At 45.7% G+C, this 22,165-nt stretch carries 17 protein-coding genes and 1 pseudogene; 13 read left to right on the top strand and 5 right to left on the bottom strand.

Annotated features, from left to right (window positions below; all coding sequences use genetic code 11):
• Window positions 1-917: catalase family protein (locus NDI44_RS28205; RefSeq protein ID WP_190416192.1), on the top strand; the 917-nt coding region annotated here is incomplete at its 5' end.
• Window positions 918-1,484: 567 nt separating this feature from the next.
• Here NDI44_RS28205 and NDI44_RS28210 read toward each other — a convergent pair.
• A complete protein-coding gene (locus NDI44_RS28210) occupies window positions 1,485-5,009 on the bottom strand; it encodes an NB-ARC domain-containing protein (RefSeq protein ID WP_339380891.1) in 3,525 nt (1,174 codons plus the stop codon).
• A 140-nt stretch (window positions 5,010-5,149) separates the two neighbouring features.
• On the opposite strand from NDI44_RS28210, the gene NDI44_RS28215 reads away from it, so the two are divergent.
• Window positions 5,150-5,380 carry a peptidoglycan-binding domain-containing protein gene (locus NDI44_RS28215; RefSeq protein WP_190416193.1) on the top strand — a complete coding sequence of 77 codons (231 nt, stop codon included), beginning with the start codon at window positions 5,150-5,152 and terminating at the stop codon, window positions 5,378-5,380.
• A gap of 578 nt (window positions 5,381-5,958) precedes the next feature.
• On the opposite strand, the gene NDI44_RS28220 is transcribed toward NDI44_RS28215, so the two are convergent.
• Window positions 5,959-6,117 carry a hypothetical protein gene (locus tag NDI44_RS28220; RefSeq protein ID WP_190416195.1) on the bottom strand — a complete coding sequence of 53 codons (159 nt, stop codon included), beginning with the start codon at window positions 6,115-6,117 and terminating at the stop codon, window positions 5,959-5,961.
• Window positions 6,118-6,165: 48 nt separating this feature from the next.
• On the opposite strand from NDI44_RS28220, the gene NDI44_RS28225 reads away from it, so the two are divergent.
• From NDI44_RS28225 to NDI44_RS28240, 4 genes are all read left to right on the top strand, one after another.
• Window positions 6,166-7,350: an MFS transporter gene (locus NDI44_RS28225; RefSeq protein WP_190416196.1), complete on the top strand. Its 1,185-nt coding sequence runs from the start codon at window positions 6,166-6,168 to the stop codon at window positions 7,348-7,350.
• A 525-nt stretch (window positions 7,351-7,875) separates the two neighbouring features.
• Window positions 7,876-7,986 (top strand): helix-turn-helix transcriptional regulator, encoded by a 111-nt coding sequence (locus tag NDI44_RS28230; RefSeq protein WP_339380892.1) that lies wholly within the window; start codon window positions 7,876-7,878, stop codon window positions 7,984-7,986.
• A gap of 748 nt (window positions 7,987-8,734) precedes the next feature.
• Entirely contained in the window at window positions 8,735-10,024 is a 1,290-nt protein-coding gene (locus NDI44_RS28235; protein ID WP_190416197.1) for a glycosyltransferase, read from the top strand.
• A 100-nt stretch (window positions 10,025-10,124) separates the two neighbouring features.
• Entirely contained in the window at window positions 10,125-11,456 is a 1,332-nt protein-coding gene (locus tag NDI44_RS28240) for a glycosyltransferase (RefSeq protein ID WP_190416198.1), read from the top strand.
• A 65-nt stretch (window positions 11,457-11,521) separates the two neighbouring features.
• Here NDI44_RS28240 and NDI44_RS28245 read toward each other — a convergent pair whose 3' ends face one another.
• Window positions 11,522-11,686: a hypothetical protein gene (locus NDI44_RS28245; RefSeq protein ID WP_190416199.1), complete on the bottom strand. Its 165-nt coding sequence runs from the start codon at window positions 11,684-11,686 to the stop codon at window positions 11,522-11,524.
• 562 nt (window positions 11,687-12,248) lie between these two features.
• Between NDI44_RS28245 and NDI44_RS28250 the strand changes: the two genes are divergently transcribed.
• The 6 genes and pseudogenes from NDI44_RS28250 to NDI44_RS28275 all read left to right on the top strand — a co-directional run bounded on the left by NDI44_RS28250 (window position 12,249) and on the right by NDI44_RS28275 (window position 19,278).
• Entirely contained in the window at window positions 12,249-12,803 is a 555-nt protein-coding gene (locus NDI44_RS28250; protein ID WP_190416201.1) for a site-specific integrase, read from the top strand.
• Window positions 12,804-12,929: 126 nt separating this feature from the next.
• On the top strand, window positions 12,930-13,517 hold the full coding sequence (locus NDI44_RS28255; RefSeq protein ID WP_190416202.1) for a Uma2 family endonuclease: 588 nt from the start codon (window positions 12,930-12,932) through the stop codon (window positions 13,515-13,517).
• A 160-nt stretch (window positions 13,518-13,677) separates the two neighbouring features.
• Window positions 13,678-14,302: pseudogene (locus NDI44_RS28260) on the top strand (recombinase family protein).
• 246 nt (window positions 14,303-14,548) lie between these two features.
• Window positions 14,549-15,643 (top strand): hypothetical protein, encoded by a 1,095-nt coding sequence (locus tag NDI44_RS28265; protein WP_190416203.1) that lies wholly within the window; start codon window positions 14,549-14,551, stop codon window positions 15,641-15,643.
• A 532-nt stretch (window positions 15,644-16,175) separates the two neighbouring features.
• Window positions 16,176-16,367, top strand: a complete 192-nt coding sequence (locus tag NDI44_RS28270; RefSeq protein ID WP_190416204.1) for a hypothetical protein — start codon at window positions 16,176-16,178, stop codon at window positions 16,365-16,367.
• A 100-nt stretch (window positions 16,368-16,467) separates the two neighbouring features.
• On the top strand, window positions 16,468-19,278 hold the full coding sequence (locus NDI44_RS28275; protein WP_190416205.1) for a tetratricopeptide repeat protein: 2,811 nt from the start codon (window positions 16,468-16,470) through the stop codon (window positions 19,276-19,278).
• 503 nt (window positions 19,279-19,781) lie between these two features.
• Here the strand turns inward: NDI44_RS28275 and NDI44_RS28280 are convergent.
• Both NDI44_RS28280 and NDI44_RS28285 read right to left on the bottom strand, forming a co-directional pair.
• Complete coding sequence (locus tag NDI44_RS28280; RefSeq protein WP_199305064.1) at window positions 19,782-20,123, bottom strand: recombinase family protein; 342 nt, start codon at window positions 20,121-20,123, stop codon at window positions 19,782-19,784.
• Window positions 20,124-20,597: 474 nt separating this feature from the next.
• Complete coding sequence (locus NDI44_RS28285; protein WP_190416206.1) at window positions 20,598-20,879, bottom strand: hypothetical protein; 282 nt, start codon at window positions 20,877-20,879, stop codon at window positions 20,598-20,600.
• 576 nt (window positions 20,880-21,455) lie between these two features.
• On the opposite strand from NDI44_RS28285, the gene NDI44_RS28290 reads away from it, so the two are divergent.
• The coding region (locus tag NDI44_RS28290) for a hypothetical protein (protein WP_190416207.1) at window positions 21,456-22,165 on the top strand (710 nt) is incomplete at its 3' end.

A 22,165-nucleotide genomic window follows, 5' to 3' on the forward strand; every position in this document is an offset into this window, starting at 1 on the left:
GGATCTACGACAACTTGCCTGCCCATCTCGCGCAGGGATTGTTTTGCCAACCCCGCACTTATCCGGTGATGATTCGCTTCTCAACCGTTCCCGGTGACATCATGCCGGATGGTTTATCTTGCTTCCGCGGCATGGGCATCAAGGTTATTGGCGTGGCAGGACCGAAGCTCCTGGAGACCGAACCTGATGCTGTGACTCAGGACTTTTTGATGATCAACAGTCCGGTCTTTCCATCGGGCACTCTTGCTCGCTTTCTCCCAGAACAGTTGCTCCAGGAAAAGGTTGTGGTCAGTGCCCCAGAGGAGGCACAACAGCTATTCGGAACGGTTGCTCGAATGACCAATGCGATGACTCAGAAAGTAGGGATCAACCTCTATCCGAGCGCGTTAGGTCTCACCCAGCCCGAAACTCACATTCTGGGGGAAACCTACTATACCTCTGCTGCCCTGCGCTATGGCGACTACATTGCTAAATTGAGTGTCACTCCCGTCTCCGCCAGCCTTCAGCCGCTCATTGGCAAACGCATTGATACACAGAACGCTTCTGTACTGCGAGATCTAATCGTTGAGTTCTTCCGGCAACAGTCTGCCGAGTATGAACTCCGTGTCCAGCTTTGCACCAATCTGGAGACGATGCCGATCGAGGATGCGTCGATTGAGTGGTCAGAAGGGGAAAGTCCTTACCAGGCGATCGCCAAACTCACAATTGGGATGCAGGAGGCATACAGTCCTGCCCGGCAGGTGTACGTGGATGACGTCTTGTCGTTCAACGCCTGGCATTGTATTGCAGAGCATCAGCCGCTGGGATCGATTCAGCGTTTACGCAAGGAAGTCTATGAGGCGTCTAGTCGTTACCGTCATCAGATGAACCAGCAGCCCAACAGGGAACCACGAAGCATCGAGGAAATGCCGGACTAGGAAGCTGCTAGCGGTGTTAAATGCCTAAAACTCAGCACCAGCGATATATGAGAATCCGCTGCATTGGGCTTGTTAGGCAGGGATTATGCGATGGGTTTATAGGTAATCGCATTAGCTTGCATCAACAATCTTAAATTCAACTCAGGATCAAGTTCAGGTAGAAACCAGTACTCTAACGCTGGCAACCATGCTTCTTGCATTTGAAATAGTTTATCTAAAAACTTTTAATGTTTGGTCGTTGGATGAAACTCTGCAATACCCAATTTTCATTAAAACGTCTTATAACTCATTTATTAATTGTCTCACGAGACATAAATAAAAAGATGGGTTATAAGACACGGTATCAATGGGTTTCAGGCGCGTTGTACTAACTTTAAAAATGTATCTCATAAACGGTGGTTTAGGGGCTCTCCTTATCGGTTAATTGCGGTATCAGGACATCGTTCAACAATTCTCCTAACAATCACTCAGAGCCGAGAAAAAGATGAAATCCAGACTCAACACGACGGAAATAATGGAAATTATCAGTATTTAATGCGAGGAAATAACTTGCGAATAAGTTTACCTTTAACCCTCTACTGTCCCCAACGCTTTCAAGGTTACCTTCTGCGCTTCCGTTAATCCGATCGCACCTGTGATGTTCATGCCTTCATAGAGCCGATCTGCTCTCAGGGTTTTAAGACACTCGCCCGTTTTCACATCCCAAAGCTTGACTGTCTCATCTTGGCTGCCACTAGCTAAGATTTGACCATCCGGACTCCAAGCTACTGAGCGCACCCAACTGGTGTGACTGTGCAAAACTTGCAGGCAGTTACCTTCGGCAACATCCCACAACCGAATTGTTTGGTCAGCACTGCCAGTAGCCAGGGTAAGACCATCGGGACTCCAAGCTACTGCCCATACTCCACCAGTATGACCATGCAAAACTTTGAGGCAGCTATCTTGCAGTACATTCCATAGCCGCACCGAGGAGTCATTACTGCCACTAGCTAAGGTTTGACCATCCGGACTCCAACCTACTGAGCATACCCAATCGGTGTGACCGGACAAAGCTTTGAAGCAGCTACCTTGCGGCATATCCCACAACCGAACAGTTTGGTCGCTACTGCCACTGGCCAGCACTAGACCATCCGGACTCCAAGCGACTGAGGAGACCAAACTGGTGTGACCCTGCAAAGTTTTAACGCAGCTAGCTTGGGGTACATCCCACAACCGTACCGAGGCGTCATTACTACCACTGGCTAAGGTAAGACCATCCGGACTCCAAGCTACTGAGTGAACCCAGGTGTGACTTTGCAATACTATTAGGCACTGACCATGAGCTACATCCCACAACCGCACAGAAGAATCATCACTGCCACTAGCCAGGGTACGACCATCCGGACTAAAGCTTACCGAATATACCGCATTGGTGTGACCGTGCAAAGCTCTTACACAGCCTCCTTCAACGACATCCCACAATCGAATCAGGGAATCTAAACTGCTACTGGCTAGAGTCTGACCATCGGGACTGAAGGTGACTGAGCGTATCCCACTACTGTTACCGTGCAAAGCTTTGAGGCAGTTACCTTGTGGCACATCCCATAACCGAATTGTTTGATCGTAACTGCCACTAGCCAGGGTCTGACCATCCGGACTCCAAGCAACTGAGCGTACCCCACTAGTATGACCGTGCAAAGCTCTTACGCAGTCTCCTTCAGCGACATCCCACAATCGCACTGAGACATCATTACTGCCACTAGCCAGAGTACGACCATCGGGACTCCAAGCAACTGAGCGTACCTCACTGGTGTGACCTTGCAAAGCTCTTAAGATTTCCCCATCACGCACATTCCACAGCCGCACTGAGGCGTCATTACTGCCACTAGCCAGAGTCTGACCATCGGGACTCCAAGCTACTGAGCGTACTCCACTGGTGTGTCCGTGCAAAGCTCTTAAAGCTTCACCGTTACCTAGATCCCACAACCGCACCGAGGTGTCATTACTGCCACTAGCTAGAGTATTACCATCTGGACTGAAGGTAACTGTCCATACCCCACCCGTATGACCATGTAACACTCTGAGGCACCTATCGTGTGAGACATCCCACAACCGGATCGAGCAGTCTTGAGAGCTACTGACCAGAGTATTACCATCTGGACTGAAGCTGACCGACCAGACTGCACTGGTGTGACCGTGTAAAGCCCCCATACAGTAGCCTTCAGCAACATCCCACAACCGTACCGAGGTATCATTACTGCCACTGGCTAGAGTATTACCATCGGTACTGAAAGTAACTGCCCATACCCAACCCGTATGCCCCTTCAACGTCAAAAGTTGTTGACCATCTGCCACTTGCCACAAGCGAATCAGACCATCTACATCGCCTGTTGCCAACAGTTTGCCATCTGGACTAAAGGCTACCGACAAAACACTACTTAAGGTTTCAGCGAAGACAGAGTTAGCAAAAGCGGCGTTCTGGAAATTGACACCCGCCAAATTCACTTGTCTCAGGTCGGCTTGCTTTATCGTCAGATGAGAAAAGTCATAGTTGGCTAAATTAATCTTGCTTTGAGTCAATAAGTTAATAATATTTCCGCCTCCGTAACCTGATGAGGCAGAAGATTCTTTTTGGAGTTTGACTAAAATCCTTTGCAGTTTATTTTTGATATTTTTCTTGGACTTAAATATAGCGTGTAGTCTATCTACAATCGGCTCTAAAATCAGGCGAATCTGACTAGCTCTGACATAGTCCTTAGCCGTTGCTTTTATCAAAGTATGACTAAGCAATAATCCGGGTTCTTCTGTAGCAATCTCTTCATAAAAAAGCTCGATTAAGAGTTCCGTCACATACTCCATCACCACAGGTTGTTGCGTGTAGAGGCTAGACTGCTTTGCCAGCGGCGTAGGTGTAGCCTTCTCGATTAGCGATCGCCCCCGCAGACTTTCTAGAGCTTCCAACACTTTTCCGCGAGGCACAGTCGGCACTAGGTCTAACTGGAGTTCGGCAATCGCCGTCCCTTCACGGTTAATCGCCAACCAGTACATGATGCTTCTCTCCAGAGGCGAGAAGCGCTCAAACTGCTGCTCTAGCAATCGCCGAATGCCATTAAAGACAAAAGTATCTTCTGGCAGAAACTCCCCTATTTCCCCATCAAATAAGTCTCGAATCGATGTAGCTACAATTTTCACAGCCAACGGATTGTTGCCGTAGCGATCACACAACTGCTGTTTTTGGGTTTCATCACCCATCAGCCCTTTGGCAGTGAGCAATGCGCGAGCGGCTTCGCGGGAACCACTCAAGCGAAGTGATCGCACTGGCAGCTTATCGCCTTCACTTGCAGCAATAATAGCTGGCTTTTCTCTACTGGTAAGGATTATGCAACTAGAGTGGGCGGTTTCTCCCATCACTCTGAGCAGTTCGCCATATCCTTCATAATCATTGCGGAATTGTCCTGCCTCACCTGCCTCCAGAATGGTCTCCATATTGTCTAAAATCAGCAGGCACCTTTTGGAGCGTAGGTAATGAATCAGCCGCTCTATCTCAGCAGAAGTTTCCTGAAAGTCAGACACAAAGCTAACTAGGTCACAAGTGAGCGTTTCTAGGAGTGGGGCATTGCGTAGACTTCGCCAAATCACATACTCGAACTCATGCTGCACTTGTGCTGCTACCTTGGCTGCAATAGCCGTTTTTCCTATCCCGCCCATGCCCAGTACCGTTACTAGGCGACATCGGTCAGTTACAATCCATTGCGCTAATGTAGTGAGTTCTTCCGTGCGTCCATAAAACAGTGAGACATCAAGTGCCTCTCCCCAGTCCTGGTGTTTGGTCGCAATCCTTGCTTTAGCCAAATCATCTTTTGTTTGGGAGCCAAGTACAACATCCAGTTGTGCTATCTGTTCGCACTCCAGTGCCAACGTCTGACACAGTTCTACAAAACTCGCACGGTCAACAGGTTTACCTGTCAGGAAGTTGCTGACTGTAGCTAGAGACAGTCCTGCATTCTCAGCCAAAGCTCTTTGACTGGGAATGCCGTTACGCCTGAGAGCCAATTTGACTTGTTCAATGCACCCACTACGAACCCTAAGCGATCGCGGCATGGCTTGTCCCACGAAACTCCTAGAAATTATACCTAGTAAAAGTCAGTTACGAAATCAGGACAAGTCAGTAATACTCAGGCAGTAAGTCAGTTATTAGCAGAGTTTAATGAAGATATTGGTAACTAAAGCTCAATTAATCAAAGGAGAACATTATGTCTACTCAAGCTCTGCCAACTTTACGTAGTGGTAGCACAGGTGATCAAGTCACATATTTGCAAGAAATCCTGAATAAGATTAACTATGGTCCTTTAGACGTTGACGGAGAATTTGGGTCAGCAACCGAAAAAGCTGTTAAGAAATTCCAAACAGATTTTCAAGTAAACCCTATCGATGGAATTGTCGGCACTAAAACCTGGGATAAGTTACACACCCAAGTCCAGTAGATGGATGATCCATTGAAGTTTAAACCATATGGGCTAAACTTCAATGGGCAATTCTCGCACGTATCTCGGCTCAACGCCTGCCAGAGAAGTCGGTTTTTTTTTGTGATGATTGTCCGTTGGGGTCATTTAGGAGCAATTGGCAGACAAAGCCGCGCTGCTTCCAATCTATAACTGTTCGACATAGTTGATAGTGCTGCTATCGTGAGGCTTGTGAGAAAAGTGTATAAGGAGGAGGAGCTGGCAGCTATTAAGAATTAGGAAAAATTGAAGGACTTAAAAAATGAGCTTCAATTTTGTTTTCACCTTATTTGGAGTTAGATTAAACACATGGCGACAGCTATCTTAAGAAACGGGTCACAAGGGGATGAGGTTAGAATCTTACAAGCCAGCTTACATTCAGCTAGGTTCTTATCTGAAACACCTGATGGCATATTTGGAGACCGTACCGAAAAGGCTGTAAGAGCGTTTCAACAGAAGTACGGTCTTTCAGTAGATGGGGAAGTTGGTGACGAGACTTGGGCTAAGCTACAAGAAGTTACGGCGTAACAGGTCATTGCCCTTGCATAGTAACCAGCTATTCACAATACCAATGACAGGTTAATTTTGATTTTGAGTTGCACCGGCTTGACACCCGTTGACACCCAAGTGTCAACGGGTGCAGTAGGCAAGTTGATTAAGCCTCGGCTGGGGTCAACATCAGGACTGTTCAGTTTTGGACTTTGGATAAATTTGTCCAAAGTCCAGTAATATCTTTGGCTGTTGAAATTATTGCAGAGAGCAATTTCATGCCATCAGCAAGCACCGAGCATCAGCAAGAGAACCAAACACGACTCTATCAAGACAAAAACCTTCTCATTATTTTTACAGTTTCTCTCATCACCTTTCTCGTACTTGCTAGCATCCCTCCAGCTTTTCCCAAGATTATCCAGGCATTAAACGTACCCCCACAAAAGATTGGTTTATTAATATCAGTATTCTCGTTTCCATCTCTTGCATTAGGTCCAGTCGTGGGAGTGTTTGCCGATCGCGTTGGCAGAAAGCAAATTCTTGTTCCTTCCCTGGTATTGTTTGGAATTGCTGGCACAGCTTGCGCCCTTGCCCGTGACTTTAACCTTTTGCTGTGGTTCCTTTTCCTTCAGGGAATTGGTGCAGCCTCTCTGCATTCTCTCACCATTGCCCTGATTAGCGATTTGTATTCAGGAGTAAGACGCACGACTGCCATCGGTTACAACACCAGTATCATCACTGCCAGCACGGCAATTTATTCCATTATTGGCGGTGCATTGGCAGTTATAGGCTGGTATTATCCTTTTTTGCTATCCTTGGCAGCTATCCCAGTAGCACTGCTGGTGTGGTTTAGACTCAAAAATCCTGAACCGACAGGTGAAAAACCTCTCAATGTGAATTTGCTCAATGCCTTGAAAAGCTTTAAAAATCGTCAACTTGCCCGACTTTTCATTGCCAGCACCGCTCAATTCATGCTCCTCTACGGAGCCCTAAGAACTTATCTACCACTTTTGATAGCGGATTCATTCAAATCATCTAGTTGGGTAATTGGATTGATACTTGCCAGCATACCTGTGGCAAGTGCGATCACAGCTTCGCAAGTAGGACGACTGGCAAGACGGTTTCCAGAAACAACTTTAATTAGAGCATCCTTCGTTTTCTATGCTTTAGCTCTATTGGGCGTTCCATTTGCCTCCAATCTCTGGTTCCTCTTAATCCCAACCGTACTGTTTGGAATTGGTTTTGGGATTTGTTCGCCCATCACCTTATCACTCGTGGCGGCGCGATCGTCCAAGGAGTATCTAGCTACGGTAATTTCGGTAAACGGGACATTTTGTAACGTAGGACGAATAATAGGTCCCCTGCTCATGGGAGTTGTTTTGAACATTGGCGGCACCAGTGGGGTATTTTATGCGGGTGCGGGGATTGCGATCGTAACCCTTGTTATTTTTAAGGACTTTTAATTCTTCCAGCCTTTATTCAGTTAACTCTATCTATCGATTGAAACGTTCTCTAACATCTTTTTCTTGAATAAATGAAGTTAGACTTATAATCAAAATATTCCAGTTAAACGATATCGAAATGGCTAGGAAGAGACGTTCAACCTCTCCTAACCTTTTAAAATTAATAAAAATATTTCGCTATTGAAATTACTAAAAACATTTCGGTCAAATAATATCAATCCGTTATTGACTATTTGGCAGAGTATCCTTATGAATCTAAATTAGAAGGACACAGTAGGTTTTAAATCTCTAGCGGAATCTCATTAAAATGCTTTAATAGAAAATCTACTAAAGCGAGGTGGCGCATATCGTTGTTTGTAACACAGAAGTCTAATAGAAAACCTTTGTAACTTGTGACAAAAGAAGGATGATCGCTACATCAGATGTTAAAGATAAAAGAAATACAACGATTTAAATTTATGCCTGCGATCACCTAATCAGAGCTAGCATATCTGGTGCGTGAAACACGGCAACGCCTAGAACTGTTTGTCACAAGTTAAGTTTGGCGCAAAATTAGAGGTCTCATTTCAAAGCGTCAATCGTTGCGAGAACGGGCGGACAAAACCTTTACCACTTACCTTGAAGGAGATTGAGTAATTACTACATCAGATGGGGGATTCTGGCAAAAATTTGCTGATTAAATACTTTTCACAGTGAGGATGAAGACTTTATGAGTAATAGCTTCCAACGCTCTGCCGCTTCAGATTGTTCGCGAAGCAAAAATATCTATTGCAGCTTTTTAGCGACTAATCCCATTACAAAACTCCCAGAGGCGAGCGCTATCGAAGAGGCAGCTCACTTCACTGCTTCTACTCCTCCACCGGAGGATCAGAAGTAACCTTCTAATCCTCCAACAACCAAAGTCAAAGCGTCAAATCAATTGTTGCTGAATGGTCTGCTAGGGTCGTTACCGATAAGGAAAACTGTATAAGTTGATTTTACTTACATTTAATTACATCTAAGCATGTTTAATCTAGGAGAAAAGCAGGGAGTGACTTATGCAATACTTTAGCGAAAATTGCTCATGTGTAATATGGTATGGTAATGAAAATGAATAGAGAAGGATAGCCGATCACCCAACAAACACAGACCAATATGGTGAGGGGGGTATCAAAATTCGCATCACCTGGGATTGTTACTAAATATACCTAATTAATCTATTCTTAATTTTTAATTCAAACAGTCTTAACTAAATTTTACTATGAGGGATTTTTTTTTAAACATAGCCTCAGTTATCCTTCAATCATGTTTTGATACGGTTTGAAATTGCTATTAGCAAACCCTCTGACAGAAGATGATTCAAAACCTACAGATCAACTCCTGCTAGTTTAATAGGGAAAATCTCATGACCCACTTTGGTATTATCTGTCCGGCAGAAACTGGCCATCTCAACACGATGCTCCCGTTAGGTCGCGAACTACAACAACGTGGTCACCGCGTTACTCTTTTCGGATTACTTGACGCTCAACCTAAGACAGTAGCAGCAGGATTAGATTTCTGGGCAATTGGAGAAGCAGAATTTCCAGCAGGAGCATTATCTCAATCCTTTGCCCAACTAGGGGAACTCAGTGGGTTAGCTGCCCTACGATATACTATCGATTTGCTGAAGCAGGGGGCGGCTGTAATCCTGCGAGATGGCCCGCAAGCCATCAAAGAAGCGAATGTAGAGGCGCTGTTAGTAGACCAATCTTCACCAGAGGGAGGGACTGTTGCAGACCTCCTAGAGATTCCTTTCATTACCGTGTGCAGTGCGGTACTGCTAAATCGGGAGGAAACTGTTCCCCCCTTTAACACCCCCTGGAGTTACAATCCCGCTTGGTGGGCACGTCTGCGGAATCGCATGGCTTACTCTTTGCTCAGTCGCATCACGAAACCCATCCGAGAGTTGATAAATGACTATCGCAAAGAATGGAAGTTACCTCTGCATTCTCATCCCAATCAACTCTATTCCCAACTGGCTCAGCTCAGTCAACAGCCAGCTGAATTGGAATTTCCTCGCACTACTTTGCCCAAATACTTCCATTTCACCGGCCCTTACCATAGCTCAACAGGACGGAAATCCGTGTCTTTCCCCTATGAGAAATTAACTGGGCAACCACTGATTTACGCTTCGATGGGCACTTTACAGAATCGTCAGCAGGAGATTTTCCACCGTATTGCTGAGGCATGTGTAGGGTTAGATGCTCAGTTGGTGATTTCTCTGGGTGGTTCAGGTAGTCCGGAATCTCTACCAGAATTGCCCGGTTCGCCTTTAGTTGTCAGTTATGCACCTCAACTAGAACTGCTCAAAAAAGCAGCACTCACCATTACTCATGCAGGAATGAATACCACTCTGGAATCCCTCACCAATGGAGTGCCGATGGTGGCAATTCCGATTGCCAATGACCAACCTGGAATTGCCGCACGTATAACTTGGACAGGAGCAGGAGAGCTTGTACCTTTATCCCAATTAAGTGTTCCCAAGCTTCGAGGTGCCATACAACGGGTACTGACTAAAGAGTCTTACAAAAACAATGCAATCAGATTACAAGATGCGATCGCTCGTGCAGGTGGAGTCAGTCGAGCCGCCGATATTGTAGAACAGGTCATATCTACAGGAAAGCCTGTCTTGGCTCAAACACAGCAAAAGAACTAATTAAAAAGACATTATTCCGGAATTTATTCGTTCCCTCGCTCGACAATAGAAGAAAAATTCCTTTTCTTTGACCCGCTTTTAATGAAATAGATAGGTATGAATGCAGATGAAAAAACATGTAATGTTTGTTTCGCTTCCTCTACGTGGTCATGCTAATCAAATGATTGCGCTGGCTCAAGAGTTGGTTGTCAGGGGCTACCAAGTCAGTTTTGTTATTTCTGAGGAGGCTAAGGAATGGATTGCTAATACTGGTGCTATTTTTATCCCTTGGGAACCAAAAATAGAAACAACTAATGAAAACTTTTCTGACACAACCCAGTCGGTGTGGCAAAGAGTTTGTCAAGAGCCGAAAATATGGCGTGGTGAAAGGATGATGTTGAATGGGCTAATCGAGCGGTATGTTCCGATGTACAAAACGTTGGTACCTATTTTTCAGCAGCACCGTCCGGATCTTCTAGTGATTGATCGCGCTGTTATTCCAGCTATGGATTTAGCTCAGCAGATGAATCTGCCGTACATTATTCAAACTCGGTTTTTAGGTAACTTTGTCAAGACTAGTTCTAAGTATCCTCGCTTCGGCACAGCCTATTCCATAAACATGAATTTATGGCAACGTTGTCTGAATTTCTTAGAACCCTATTGGCTGTTGCCGCAGTTTTTACCCACCCTGAAAAAGCTCAATCAAGTTCGTCGTCAATGTCTTGAGCGTAAGAAATTGGACGACCCTTTTAGCAAGCGCCCCATGATAGTAGGCACAGCTTTTGGTATTGAGATTCCACGTCCGCTACCTCCCCATGTGCAAATGGTCGGGCCAATTTTTCCGAAAACACTTGAGCCTCTCAGCCCTTCTTTAAGTAAATGGTTGGAAGAAGGCGAAGAAAATACAGGAGTGGTGTATATCGCTTTTGGTACTCTTGCTACTCTTGAACCCTGGCAGGCTAAAGCATTAGTAGAGGGACTTACTGACACTAGATTCCGGGTACTCTGGTCGTTGCCCAAGAGTCAGCAGCAGATTCTTCCATCGCTACCATCCTCTTTCCGCATCGAACACTTTGTTTCGCAACAAGCAGTTCTCTCTCATCGAGCAGTTCGTTCCTTTGTTAGTCATTGCAGCCCAAATGGCATTAACGAGGCGCTGTATTGGGAAAAACCGATCCTAGCCTTGCCTTTCTTTGGAGATCAGCACTACTTTGCGACACGTGTTGTGGACTTAGGGGTTGCCTTAAAGCTAGACAAAAATCATTTTGATAGTGCTGAGGTGCGTCGCAAAATAGAGGCTCTATTGAGTATCCCAAGTTATAAGGATGCTACACGTCAGATGTCGGTCGCACTTAAAAACACTGGAGGGCTGGACAAAGCTGCCGATATTGTGGAAACTACACTAGCGGCAGGAATCACTAAATTCACTCCACATTTTAGGGGTCGCAGCTAGTTCCGCTCAGTCTTCTCAAAAATTCAAGTACAGCAACTTGGAGCGATCGCATTCATGGCAGTGGTTTAGGAATGCTTATCGCTCCCCTCAATTGGAGTTGAGAGAGGATTTTCTTCCAATCCAGGAAACCTATATTTCCCGACTGGCGATCGCACCTGCGACTTTTCCATGAGGTCTATTGCTTCAAAGGCATAAGTCATCCCGCAGATCGCGCAGACCGCACCCTGCAAGCTTCGCTTCTACCTTGCGCCGTTGCTCTTGAAGGGAGCGCGATCACATCCTTCATCGCAGCCGGATCAGTCTTGAAGAGATAAGCCGCGATCGCGCTTTAGCTCGCTCTTCGTAATTCTCTTATAGTGTTGCCATGCATTCCACGGGCCAGATAGCGATCGCTGTCTCGACTTCCGACTCCCTACCGAGTGAAGCTTGACTTCGGAGCGCCCAAGTCTAGAGGAAGATCCTGTCAAGATTTCCAACTCCTTGCTGAATCGGAAGAACTGTGGACACCAGAGGGAACCTGGTTCTGGCATCTATGCCGACTCTACTATTAGTTACAAATTTAGGGTCACAAATTGTACTTGATGACGGTGATAACAGCGCAGGCATAAGCAAAAATCATCGATTACGCCCCAAACCCTGATTCTCTCGTGAAGTGGATGGAGCGGGATTGATAAGCTCAGTTGAATCCGGCGATCTGAAATCTTTAAACCAACGCTAGAGCTATACTTTTGAGCATCTATTCCACGAAATCCACCTTTCGTGTAATCTAGGGATTAATGACAAAATACCACCATGAAGGTTAGTGGCAACGGGCAAGGGAAAATCCTTACCTCAGATGAATTGGGGCGGTTGTTTAGTGATGGATTTAAGTCGCCACGCGATCGCGCTTTGTTTGCCATCTGTCTTTTTACCGGGTGTCGGGTGTCGGAAGCACTGGCGCTCCAAACTACGGACATTAAAAGTGGAACGTTGACTTTCAGGAAGTCTACCACGAAGGGAAAACTGAAAACCCGCGTCGTGGACATTCAACCTGCACTCGCGGCAATACTGGCAGAGTACCCGCTCGCTCAACCAGGGGCGTTGTTCCCGTCTGGGGTGAGAGGCAAGGAACACCTAACTCGATTCATGGCTGACAAGATCCTCAAGGAAGCCTGCAAGCGCATCTTTGTTGAGGGAGTCAGTACCCATTCCTTCCGGCGAACTGCCCTAACTCAGATGCACAATGCTGGGATACCGCTTAGGCACATTCAGGAGATATCGGGTCACAACGACCTGGGTACTTTGCAACGCTACTTGGAAGTATCGCCAGAACAGAAGCGTAAGGCTGTATCAGTAATTGGTTGGTAAGAATGCGATCACCGCTACACCTAAAAAGCAGTTACAATCAACGCGAATCCCTATTGGGGATTGAAATGAAATTAAAAAAAGTTGCAGCCTAAATCCCTATCAGGGATTGAAAAAGGAGCCACTGACATGACCCAAACCACACTAAAAAACCTAAATTTTGAGGAGTATATAAATTACGATGACGGAACTGATAACCGTTACGAGCTGGTTAATGGAGAGCTAGTAATGGTTCCACTGCCAACAGCCGACCACTCGGATGTTATCGATCTGTTGTCTGACACTTTCAAGGCAGAAATCAGCAGGCTCGAACGCTCAAGCCTTGTTAAGCGAGATGTTGGGGTGTACATCGGCATCGATCCAGCCACCGGAAAAGATTACTCTCGTACTCCCGATTTGTGCGTGGTGACAGCACAACAGTGGGCTGAGTTGAAGAAGAATAAAAAATCATCGGCTATCTTGAGAACCCCACCACTACTAGCCGTTGAAGTGGTTAGTCCTGCCTCGAAAAAGACAGATTACCAAGCTAAAGAACAAGAGTATAAGACAGTAAAAATTCCCGAATACTGGATTGTAGACTTCCGCAACTCTAAGGTTTCAGTTCTACTATTAAATGATGAGTGTTATCAAATAACAGAATTTAGGGACAGCGAACGGATAGTTTCTAGGCTTTTTTCCGACCTGACACTGACTGCCCAGCAGGTGCTGTCAGCTTAAAAAGCGCGACCGCTTGACATTATATGTGTAATGTCAAGCGGTCTAGTTTCGGGAAGCATGGTTATATTTGAAAAATAACTTTTCAAATATAACCGCTCTTTCAGCAAAGGTGATTGTTTGACATTATTGCTTTAATATCACTTGATTTTTTAGGGGCTTTCTGGATCATCGGGTCGCCATTTATTGTCGCGTTTCCACGGATGAGCAAAGTTGCGATCACCAAGAAAGAGACTTGGTTAGTTACGCACAACTATCGGTTTTTGAAGTTGTGGCAGTTTTCAAAGAAACAACATCAGGGGCGAAAGACGACTGACCAGAACGAAAAAAAGTTATGGCGCTAGCTCAGGCACGAAAAATTGATGCCATCATCGTCTCTGAATTAAGCCGATGGGTTCTCTCGACTCCTAACATTCTCATCACCCTTGAGGAATTACGAACTCGGAAAGTTTCACTCCTGGCTCAATCTGGATTGGAATTTGATTTAACCAGTCCCCAAGGAAATTTGATTGCGACCCTACTGGCAGGCTTAGCCGAGTTTGAGCGCGACCTAATCCGGGAGAGGGTTCGCTCAGGCATGACAGCGGCTAAATCAAGAGGTCAGAGAGAGATTTGGCAGACAACCGGGGTACATTCCAGCTCAAGTCCGAGAGAAAGAATCAAAGGTGTTGGAGCTAATACGGCAAGGAATCTCCTACCGGAAAGTAGCCGAGGAACTGGGGCTTTCAAAAAACACCGTGATGAGAATTGTGCGAGAGTCACAACAAGCGCTGCCGAATAAAAAATAAACCTTCATAGCGCGATCGCAATGTATCCTTCAATTTAATGCGAGCGCCCGTTCTTGTAGATTGGCTTGAAGGGATAGGGATCTATGCTACAACAAGCACGATGAAGGCTTATACCAGTCTCCGATGAAGATGTCCTAAATTGAAGAAAGCAACAGGGTATGTGTAGCCCAGTGTGAGTTCGATTCATCCGTTGCGGGGTTCTGAGTTACGCTCTCTACGACAGCTGCAAGTTTCATCTGAGTGAATATGACCAAAAAACGTCCACAGAAGAAGACAGCTCCTACCGATGAATTAAATATTCTTCCGGTTCAGCCGTCTCCTCAAAAAGTAGAGCCAGAGGATGTACAACCCGTTGCGGATAAGATTGAAAACCCTGTTGATGATGCCGCATCAACCCCTGTGCCAGTAGAGGCGAGGACTATTGACTTCTCATCCTCAGAGCCTTCCCTTGACACCTCATCAGTTCCTGTCACTTTCGATCCCCCAACTTCGGAGATCGCTCCGGAACAAAGCGACTCCTCTGCCTCTTCTCATGAAGAACCGCCAGCTTTGTTCCAGGCGGTGGGCATTCTCACTGGCGATGTCACAATTGATGAGGAAAAAACTTTTGTGAGTGTCGGGGGAAAAACCTATCCACTCTATTATTCCAGCTACCACAAGCGGGCATTGGCGGCGCTCAAAAAAGAGATTGAGACAACTGGAATACGAGAGCAGAAGTTAATTGTTTATCCCAAAATCACTCACTATCCTGGCGGGAAACAGCCCTACTCGGTCGGGTTCCAGCTGGTGGGTTTTGTGGGCCACCAAGCTTCTGGGATGGGTGTTTCCAGTGACCTGCAAGATTTGGAGTTCAAAATCTGCGGGTTATGGCAGTTCATTCCCGTTTGCCGAATCCCATGCATTTCCGTGTTTAAGAACTTCAATCAGCAACGCCTTGAGTTCATTAAATCGGCACAAGCTGAACTAAAAGTGAATTTCATGAAGGCTTCTCACATTCCTGTCCTCTGGCGAGATGCCCCTGTGCCTCCATTCCGCTTCAACCCTAAGCTGGAGAAAGAAGCTCAGGGTAAAGCTTTCTTTGTTCAGATTAAGGCTCGGTTCAACAGCGAACGAAATACTTTTGAATTTGTTTCCCTTTTAGCTATTCCTAGTTCTGAGCCTCCTAACTACCTGAAAGCGGGTAAGAAGGATAAGCTTGAGGTTGCCAAGACAAGGCTAGCGGCTTCAAAAGCTCGTCAGCACGATGAGGCGCGTTCCCATAACGATGCTGTCCTCCCTCCCCGTAGGACTACCTCTGCCCCAAAGCCCAAGCCAAAACCTAAAGTGGTCGCCCAGGAGTAATTAGTGTTTTGCCCAAGCATCTCATCTGATCTGACCTGCCTTCAGTGCCGGTTGCGGAGGGTCTCCTCGGCTCAATGAGTTTTTGATTACAGCAACTCTCCAGTCGCGGAGATATCTGTAGAGAGCCGCTGCCATTCATTTTCTGTCAGATCGCATGCGATCGCTCGGCAACCATGCCAGCACAATGGTTAAAGTGCAGTAATACCCAATATGCTTGCCGGTACAAGAGCCTGCCACAATCGCGTGATCGCTTACAAATAGCAGTCTAACCCTGCTCTGTAAAACTGGGGTGAAAGCTTGATTTTTCGTGGGCTGTAACCGGATAAGTTCATCAAATTTTCCCAAAGTGCCAGAAAAGGCTATCTGTCAGGTCTTAGAGAATTTAAAGTTCTCAATTTTTTCTCAATCTGGCGCTCCAGATTGAGATTTCCTGAAATTAGTTCTTTGGAAAATTCCAGAGTTTTCAAACCACTTGGCGCACGCGATCGCGTCTTCTGTTGCGACCTCTGGCTCTCTTCGCGGCTAATCCAGCATGGGTTCTTTCCCAAATAATTTGCTTGCTGCTCAAATGAAAGCGAAGCGCAAACGCGACGACCAGTCGTTCGCGCCGAAGATAGTAAAGACTCAACTTACCGCCACCCGTTATGGCACTTTGTTCTTCTACTTTTGTGCTTTTGATGTGGAGAAATATTTGGGTGCAGTTCGCAAGCGATCTTATTCTTGATTTTGGTGACGATGCTCTCGCATCAACCGATAACTAGACGCGCTCAATCACCGTAGGTTAAAACAGCGATCTCGTCCTTGCACTTTCCCCCGGAATAACTGTGCGTCTCCAAATCAGACTCCTCAGCGCGATCGCTCTTTTGACAACTGCTGCAACGCTTTTTGCGCCTAATTTTCCAGCGCCATTCCCCACAACACAGGCATTAGCGCAAACCCTAGATGCTCGGAAAGCGGAAGCAGACCAACTGTTCCAGCAGGGGCTTGAGCAGTTTCAGACCAGTCAAATTGAGACGGCATTGCAGTCATGGCAACAGGCACTAAATCTCTATCGAGAAATCAAAGACCGTTTGGGGGAGGGGAAATCTCTAGGCGGTTTGGGAAATGCTTACTATTCTTTAGGAGATTATGCCAAAGCGATTGATTATCACCAGCAGCGTTTGGCAATCGCTAAGGGGATCAAAGACCGCCAAGGGGAGGGGGCATCTCTGGGCAATTTGGGAAATGCCTACTATTCTTTAAGAGATTACGTCAAGGCGATTGATTACCAGCAACAGAGTTTAGCCATCGCTAAGGGTGTTAGAGACCGTTTGGGCGAAGGGCAATCTTTAGGCAATCTGGGGAATGCTTACCTTTCCTTGGGAGATTACGCCAAGGCGATTGATTACCACCAGCAGAGTTTAGCCATCACTAAGGAGATTAAAGACCGCCAAGGGGAGGGGAATTCGCTCGGCAATCTGGGACTTGCTTACCGTTACCTGGGAGATTACGTTAAGGCGATTGATTACCACCAGCAGAGTTTAGCCATCGCGCAGGAAATCAAAGACCGCCAAGGGGAGAGGAATTCGCTCGGCAATCTGGGAGGTGCTTATGCTTTTCTGGGAGATTACACCAAGGCGATTGATTACCACCAGCAGAGTTTAGCCATCGCGCAGGAAATCAAAGACCGTTTGGGGGAGGGGGCATCTCTGGGCAACCTGGGACTTGCTTACCTTTCCTTGGGAGATTACGCCAAGGCGATTGATTACCACCAGCAGCATTTGGCAATTGCTAAGGGGATCAAAGACCGCCAAGGGGAAAGGAATTCACTGGACAATCTGGGAACTGCTTACCTTTCCCTAGGAGATTACACCAAGGCGATTGATTACCACCAGCAGAGTTTAGCCATCGCGCAGGAAATCAAAGACCGCCAAGGGGAGGGGGCATCTTTGAATAATCTAGGACTGGCTTATCGTTCCCTAGGAGATTACACCAAGGCGATTGATTATCACCAGCAGAGTTTAGCCATCGCTAAGGGTATTAAAGACCGCAAAGGGGAGGGGGCATCTCTAGGCAATCTGGGACTGGCTTATCGTTCCCTAGGAGATTACACTAAGGCGATTGATTACTACCAGCAAAGTTTAGCGATCGCTAAGGGTATTAAAGATCGTTCGGCAGAAGGGGCATCTTTGAGTAATCTGGGAAGTGCTTTTTGGAAATCTGGTAATCTAGCTCAAGCCGAAAAAACCCTTCGTGCTGGAATTGAGGTCTGGGAATCTCTCCGAGAACAATTGGGCAGCAATGATGCCGAAAAAGTGTCAATTTTTGAGGAACAAGCTCGCACCTATCGTTGGCTGCAACAAGTCCTAATTGCTCAAAATCTACCCACAGAGGCTCTAGAAGTTTCTGAAAGGGGTCGTGCCAGGGCATTCGTGGAACGATTGGCGACACGTTTCTCCTCCCCTTCATCTACTCAACCGAATATCTCTACTAATCCACCTAACATTCAGCAAATTCAACAAATCGCCAAACAGCAAAACGCCACCCTGGTTGAATATTCGATTATTTATAACGACTTTAAGATTCAGAATAAACAAGAAGTCCACGAATCAGAACTCTATATTTGGGTAATTCCACCCTCAGGAGAAGTATCGTTCCGTCGTGTTGACCTCAAACCCCTGTGGCAGCAGCAAAATACGACGCTTCAACAATTAGTTGTCAACAGCCGTGAATCGATGGGTGTCAGAGGTCGCGGCTTGAGCATCATTGCTAGATTAGACGAAACTACCCAAATTAATCGATTACAGCAACTCCACCAACTCCTCATTCAACCCATTACAGAACTCCTGCCAACTGACCCCAATGCTCGTGTTATCTTCATCCCTCAACAATCCCTGTTCCTGGTTCCCTTTCCGGCCCTTCAAGATGCCAACAAGAAATACCTAATCGAACAACATACTCTCCTGACTGCTCCTTCAATTCAGGTATTGGCGCTAACCCGTCAACAACGCCAACGGATTCCAGTTTCCGTTAAGGATGTCCTTGTGGTTGGCAATCCCACGATGCCTAGCCTTGCCCCGAAGATTGGAGAAAAGCCTCAACCGCTTTCGCCCCTACCGGGTGCCGAGAAGGAAGCGATGGAGATTGCTCGTCTGCTGAACACAAAAGCTCTGACTGGTAATCAAGCTACTGAATCTGCGGTTGTTCAGAATCTACCCACCGCTAAGATGATTCATCTGGCGACTCACGGGTTGCTAGATGATTTTCAAGGGTTGGGTGTACCGGGTGCCGTTGCTCTTACCCCTTCTGGTCAAGATGACGGGTTGCTTACTGCTAGCGAAATCTTAAATCTCAAGCTAAACGCCGAGTTAGTTGTCTTAAGTGCTTGCGATACCGGGCAAGGTAAACTGACTGGCGATGGCGTGATTGGACTGTCTCGCTCTTTAATTACGGCGGGTGTTCCCAGTGTCATCGTCACTTTGTGGGCGATCCCGGATAATCCTTCGGCTTTGTTGATGACCCAATTTTATCGAAATCTGCAACAAAACTCGGATAAAGCGCAAGCTTTGCGAAGCGCGATGCTAACGACGATGAAACAATATCCTAACCAACCCAGTGCTTGGGCGGCATACACGTTGATTGGGGAAGCTGAGTAACTACCTGCTATTTCCGGGACACCGACCCGGCTGCGAGATGGCCTTTGAGATGAAGAACCCGCCCTCCCTCAGTGCATTGGGATTGCGCCCACTGTGGTTGGATCGATTGAGAGTGCGTGAGCGAGCGCATTCTCTCGATCGGCAACAATGCCAGCACAACGCTTAAAGTGCAATAGTACTCAATATGCCTTGCTGATATAACAGCTTGCCGCGATCGCGCGCTCGCTCACAAATGGTAGTCTAACCCTCTCCTGCCAAACTGGGGTGAAAGCTTGATTTTTCGTAGGTTGTAACCGGATAAATTCATCAAAATTTCCCAAAGTGCCAGAAAAGGGCATCTGTCAGCTTTAAAGAATTTAAAGTTCTCAATCCTTTCTCAATCTGGCGCTCCAGATTGAGATTTCCTGAAGTTCGGTCTTTGGAAAATTTTAGAGTTGTCAAACCACTTGGCGCACGCGATCGCGCCAAACCTCCTCTATTACGACCTCTCGCTCTCTTCGCGGCTAATCCGGTATGGCTTCTTTCCTGAATAATTTATTGCTCAAACGAGAGCGAAGCGCAAGCGCGACGACCAGTCGTTCGCTCTCGTTGATGCTGAAGACCAACTTGCCGCCACCCGTTGTGGTATCAATGCTTTTAGTCAGGCTAACAAATCCGATGCCAGACGTATTGAAGTCTTCGATTAACGTTAGCAAATACTTAAGGCTTCTACCCTGCCGGTCAAGTCGCCACACAACGGGACTATCTTTCTTCCAGAGAGGTTCAAGACACTTGTCTACTTCCTTGATACCATTCTCTGTACAAATTGTTACTGACGTGCGCGTTACCTTTCCAGCCGTCTCCAAATTCCAATCTTTACTTCTAAGATTAATAAACCTCGTTCTGGATGCAGAACTATAAAATTTGGATGCTGTTGTTTACGTCCAATCGGAACGTCCTACTACAAAAGGGTGTTTAACTCTAACTTATGAATTAACCTGTTGGCAAGCCGTCTTTCTCGAAGAGTCGTGCTTGACCGACAACTATTGTTGGGTGGAATTAAAGTAGCCATTTAACCCTCATTGCAAATGCGTTGCCGTTGACGCTCAGAATGTGTGTATTTTCGGAAGTTGTGGCCAGGAAATGCTTCATAAGTAAAATGGTACGCCTCCTAAATCTCTTTCTTATAATTCCCAATCTGGTTGGATTTATAACGCTGAAGATACCTAGCAACTTCTTTAGCAGATATATGAGTTTACTTCTCAGAACGGTGTTGATAATAATGGTAAACCTGACTATCTAGCTGACTTCCTCAACGGTCGTAATGACGGTAAGATTTTCTATGTTTTCTCTAAAGAAGTAGAGGGTTGAATGTCAGCACTCACTTGAAATTCTTCAAGAGCTGCGCTTCGAGCAAACTCTTCAATCAGTGTTGAAATGCTGCATCGCTCAGCTTTAGCTTTAGCTTCAAGCTTAGCTTTCCCGGTTGGAGTAATCGTCAGATTTAACCTTTCTTTTATCTCATCGTAAATTAATCCTTTACCCCGCTGACACTGCTTTCCTTTGTGGCTTGGTTTTCTCCGATGTTCTGCTCTAACTTTACTCTTACTAGCCTTTACCATCTGGTACTCTTGTTTATCCGCATGAACCAATTTTATGAATTTATTTTCTAATACGAGGTTGGAAGGGCGTTCTATAAGAATACCTTAAAAGCTTTTATCTGTTCTATTACTTGCTATATATAATTTTTGTTTATACGCATAAATTAAGAAATTATGGCGTTCTATAACTATAGAAGGGTTTTATAGAAGACATAGTAGCAGAATTGAAGTTTAATAACTTCAGTTTTGCGATGTCTTGTTGTCCAATTTTTGGTTTTAATTAAGACAATTAATTTACAAATATCTTTAGACAGTTGCTCAAAATCGTTATTATGCAAGGCTTTCAAATAAATACAGTTATTTAAACTATTAGTAAAAGCGCGTTAAATTAGATAATTCTAAGTAGAAAAATAATGTGGCGCAACATCAATTCGATACAGTCTATTGTTCCATAAATAGGGTGTGCTGTATATCCTACTGACTCTTTTTTGTTCTATAATAAGCAGGAGGTAAGGGAGAGTGTTTATTAGCAAACCTGATGCTTAAAGATTTTTTTGTTAATACGCATAAACCAAAATAGCTAAAGCGATAAGAAATATGAACAGCAAAACACCGATTTTTGGCATTCCGGCGAATGTATTGGAGGTAGTTGATGCATATAAACATCATAACAACGCCAATGATTTTTCCTTCGTTCAGAGTGCCTTGTTTCGCTTTACAGTTCCAGGGCTTTCTGGGGTACTACCCCAAGGAAAACGGCTCACAGCAGATGAGATTTCAAACATTCGTCAATTTCTCGCGACTCTGCCTCTTTCAAAACTCTCTGAGTTTCGGGAGGCACAGGAAAAAACCTTTCAATTTTTCCAAACTCCAGCGAACAAACAATGTCAGCCCAGAAGTTACTTGAACAAGTTTTTGGATTGGGTTGATGAGCAAAATTGGCTAGTTACTGGCTCGCTGAATGAAAGCGGAGGAAAGCAAGGCTATAGGTTTTATTTAAAAGGCAAAGGGGTGATGCAGCGAAAAAAATTAACTAATCGACCAGCCAATACTCTAGATAAGTTTGCTTTGAGCTTTGATGTAGAAGATTACTTCCCCGAATCTAGTGAGGAAGAGGAGAGCATTAAGCAAGAACTTGCCAGAATAGCTGGAGAGATCCAAGCCTTTGAAGATTGGATGAAAGTGCGTGGCTACAAGGAATCTAGCCGAAAAATCCGCCGCGAACATGCCAAAAGATTTTTAGGGTGGCTATACCGGGCTAAACAAATTCCTTTGAAAAATTTATCTTTAAGCTCGCTAATTACAGT

The organism is Trichocoleus sp. DQ-A3, from assembly GCF_039961975.1.
In the GTDB taxonomy this organism is placed as follows: domain Bacteria; phylum Cyanobacteriota; class Cyanobacteriia; order Cyanobacteriales; family FACHB-T130; genus FACHB-T130.

Excerpts from the sequence above, each read along its gene's own strand:
- NDI44_RS28215 (WP_190416193.1), top strand. The coding sequence starts at position 5,150 with ATGTCTACTCAAGCTCTGCCAACTTTACGTAGTGGTAGCACAGGTGAT.
- NDI44_RS28225 (WP_190416196.1), top strand. The coding sequence starts at position 6,166 with ATGCCATCAGCAAGCACCGAGCATCAGCAAGAGAACCAAACACGACTC.
- NDI44_RS28235 (WP_190416197.1), top strand. The coding sequence starts at position 8,735 with ATGACCCACTTTGGTATTATCTGTCCGGCAGAAACTGGCCATCTCAAC.
- NDI44_RS28240 (WP_190416198.1), top strand. The coding sequence starts at position 10,125 with ATGCAGATGAAAAAACATGTAATGTTTGTTTCGCTTCCTCTACGTGGT.
- NDI44_RS28250 (WP_190416201.1), top strand. The coding sequence starts at position 12,249 with ATGAAGGTTAGTGGCAACGGGCAAGGGAAAATCCTTACCTCAGATGAA.
- NDI44_RS28255 (WP_190416202.1), top strand. The coding sequence starts at position 12,930 with ATGACCCAAACCACACTAAAAAACCTAAATTTTGAGGAGTATATAAAT.
- NDI44_RS28265 (WP_190416203.1), top strand. The coding sequence starts at position 14,549 with ATGACCAAAAAACGTCCACAGAAGAAGACAGCTCCTACCGATGAATTA.
- NDI44_RS28270 (WP_190416204.1), top strand. The coding sequence starts at position 16,176 with ATGGGTTCTTTCCCAAATAATTTGCTTGCTGCTCAAATGAAAGCGAAG.
- NDI44_RS28285 (WP_190416206.1), bottom strand. The coding sequence starts at position 20,879 with ATGGTAAAGGCTAGTAAGAGTAAAGTTAGAGCAGAACATCGGAGAAAA.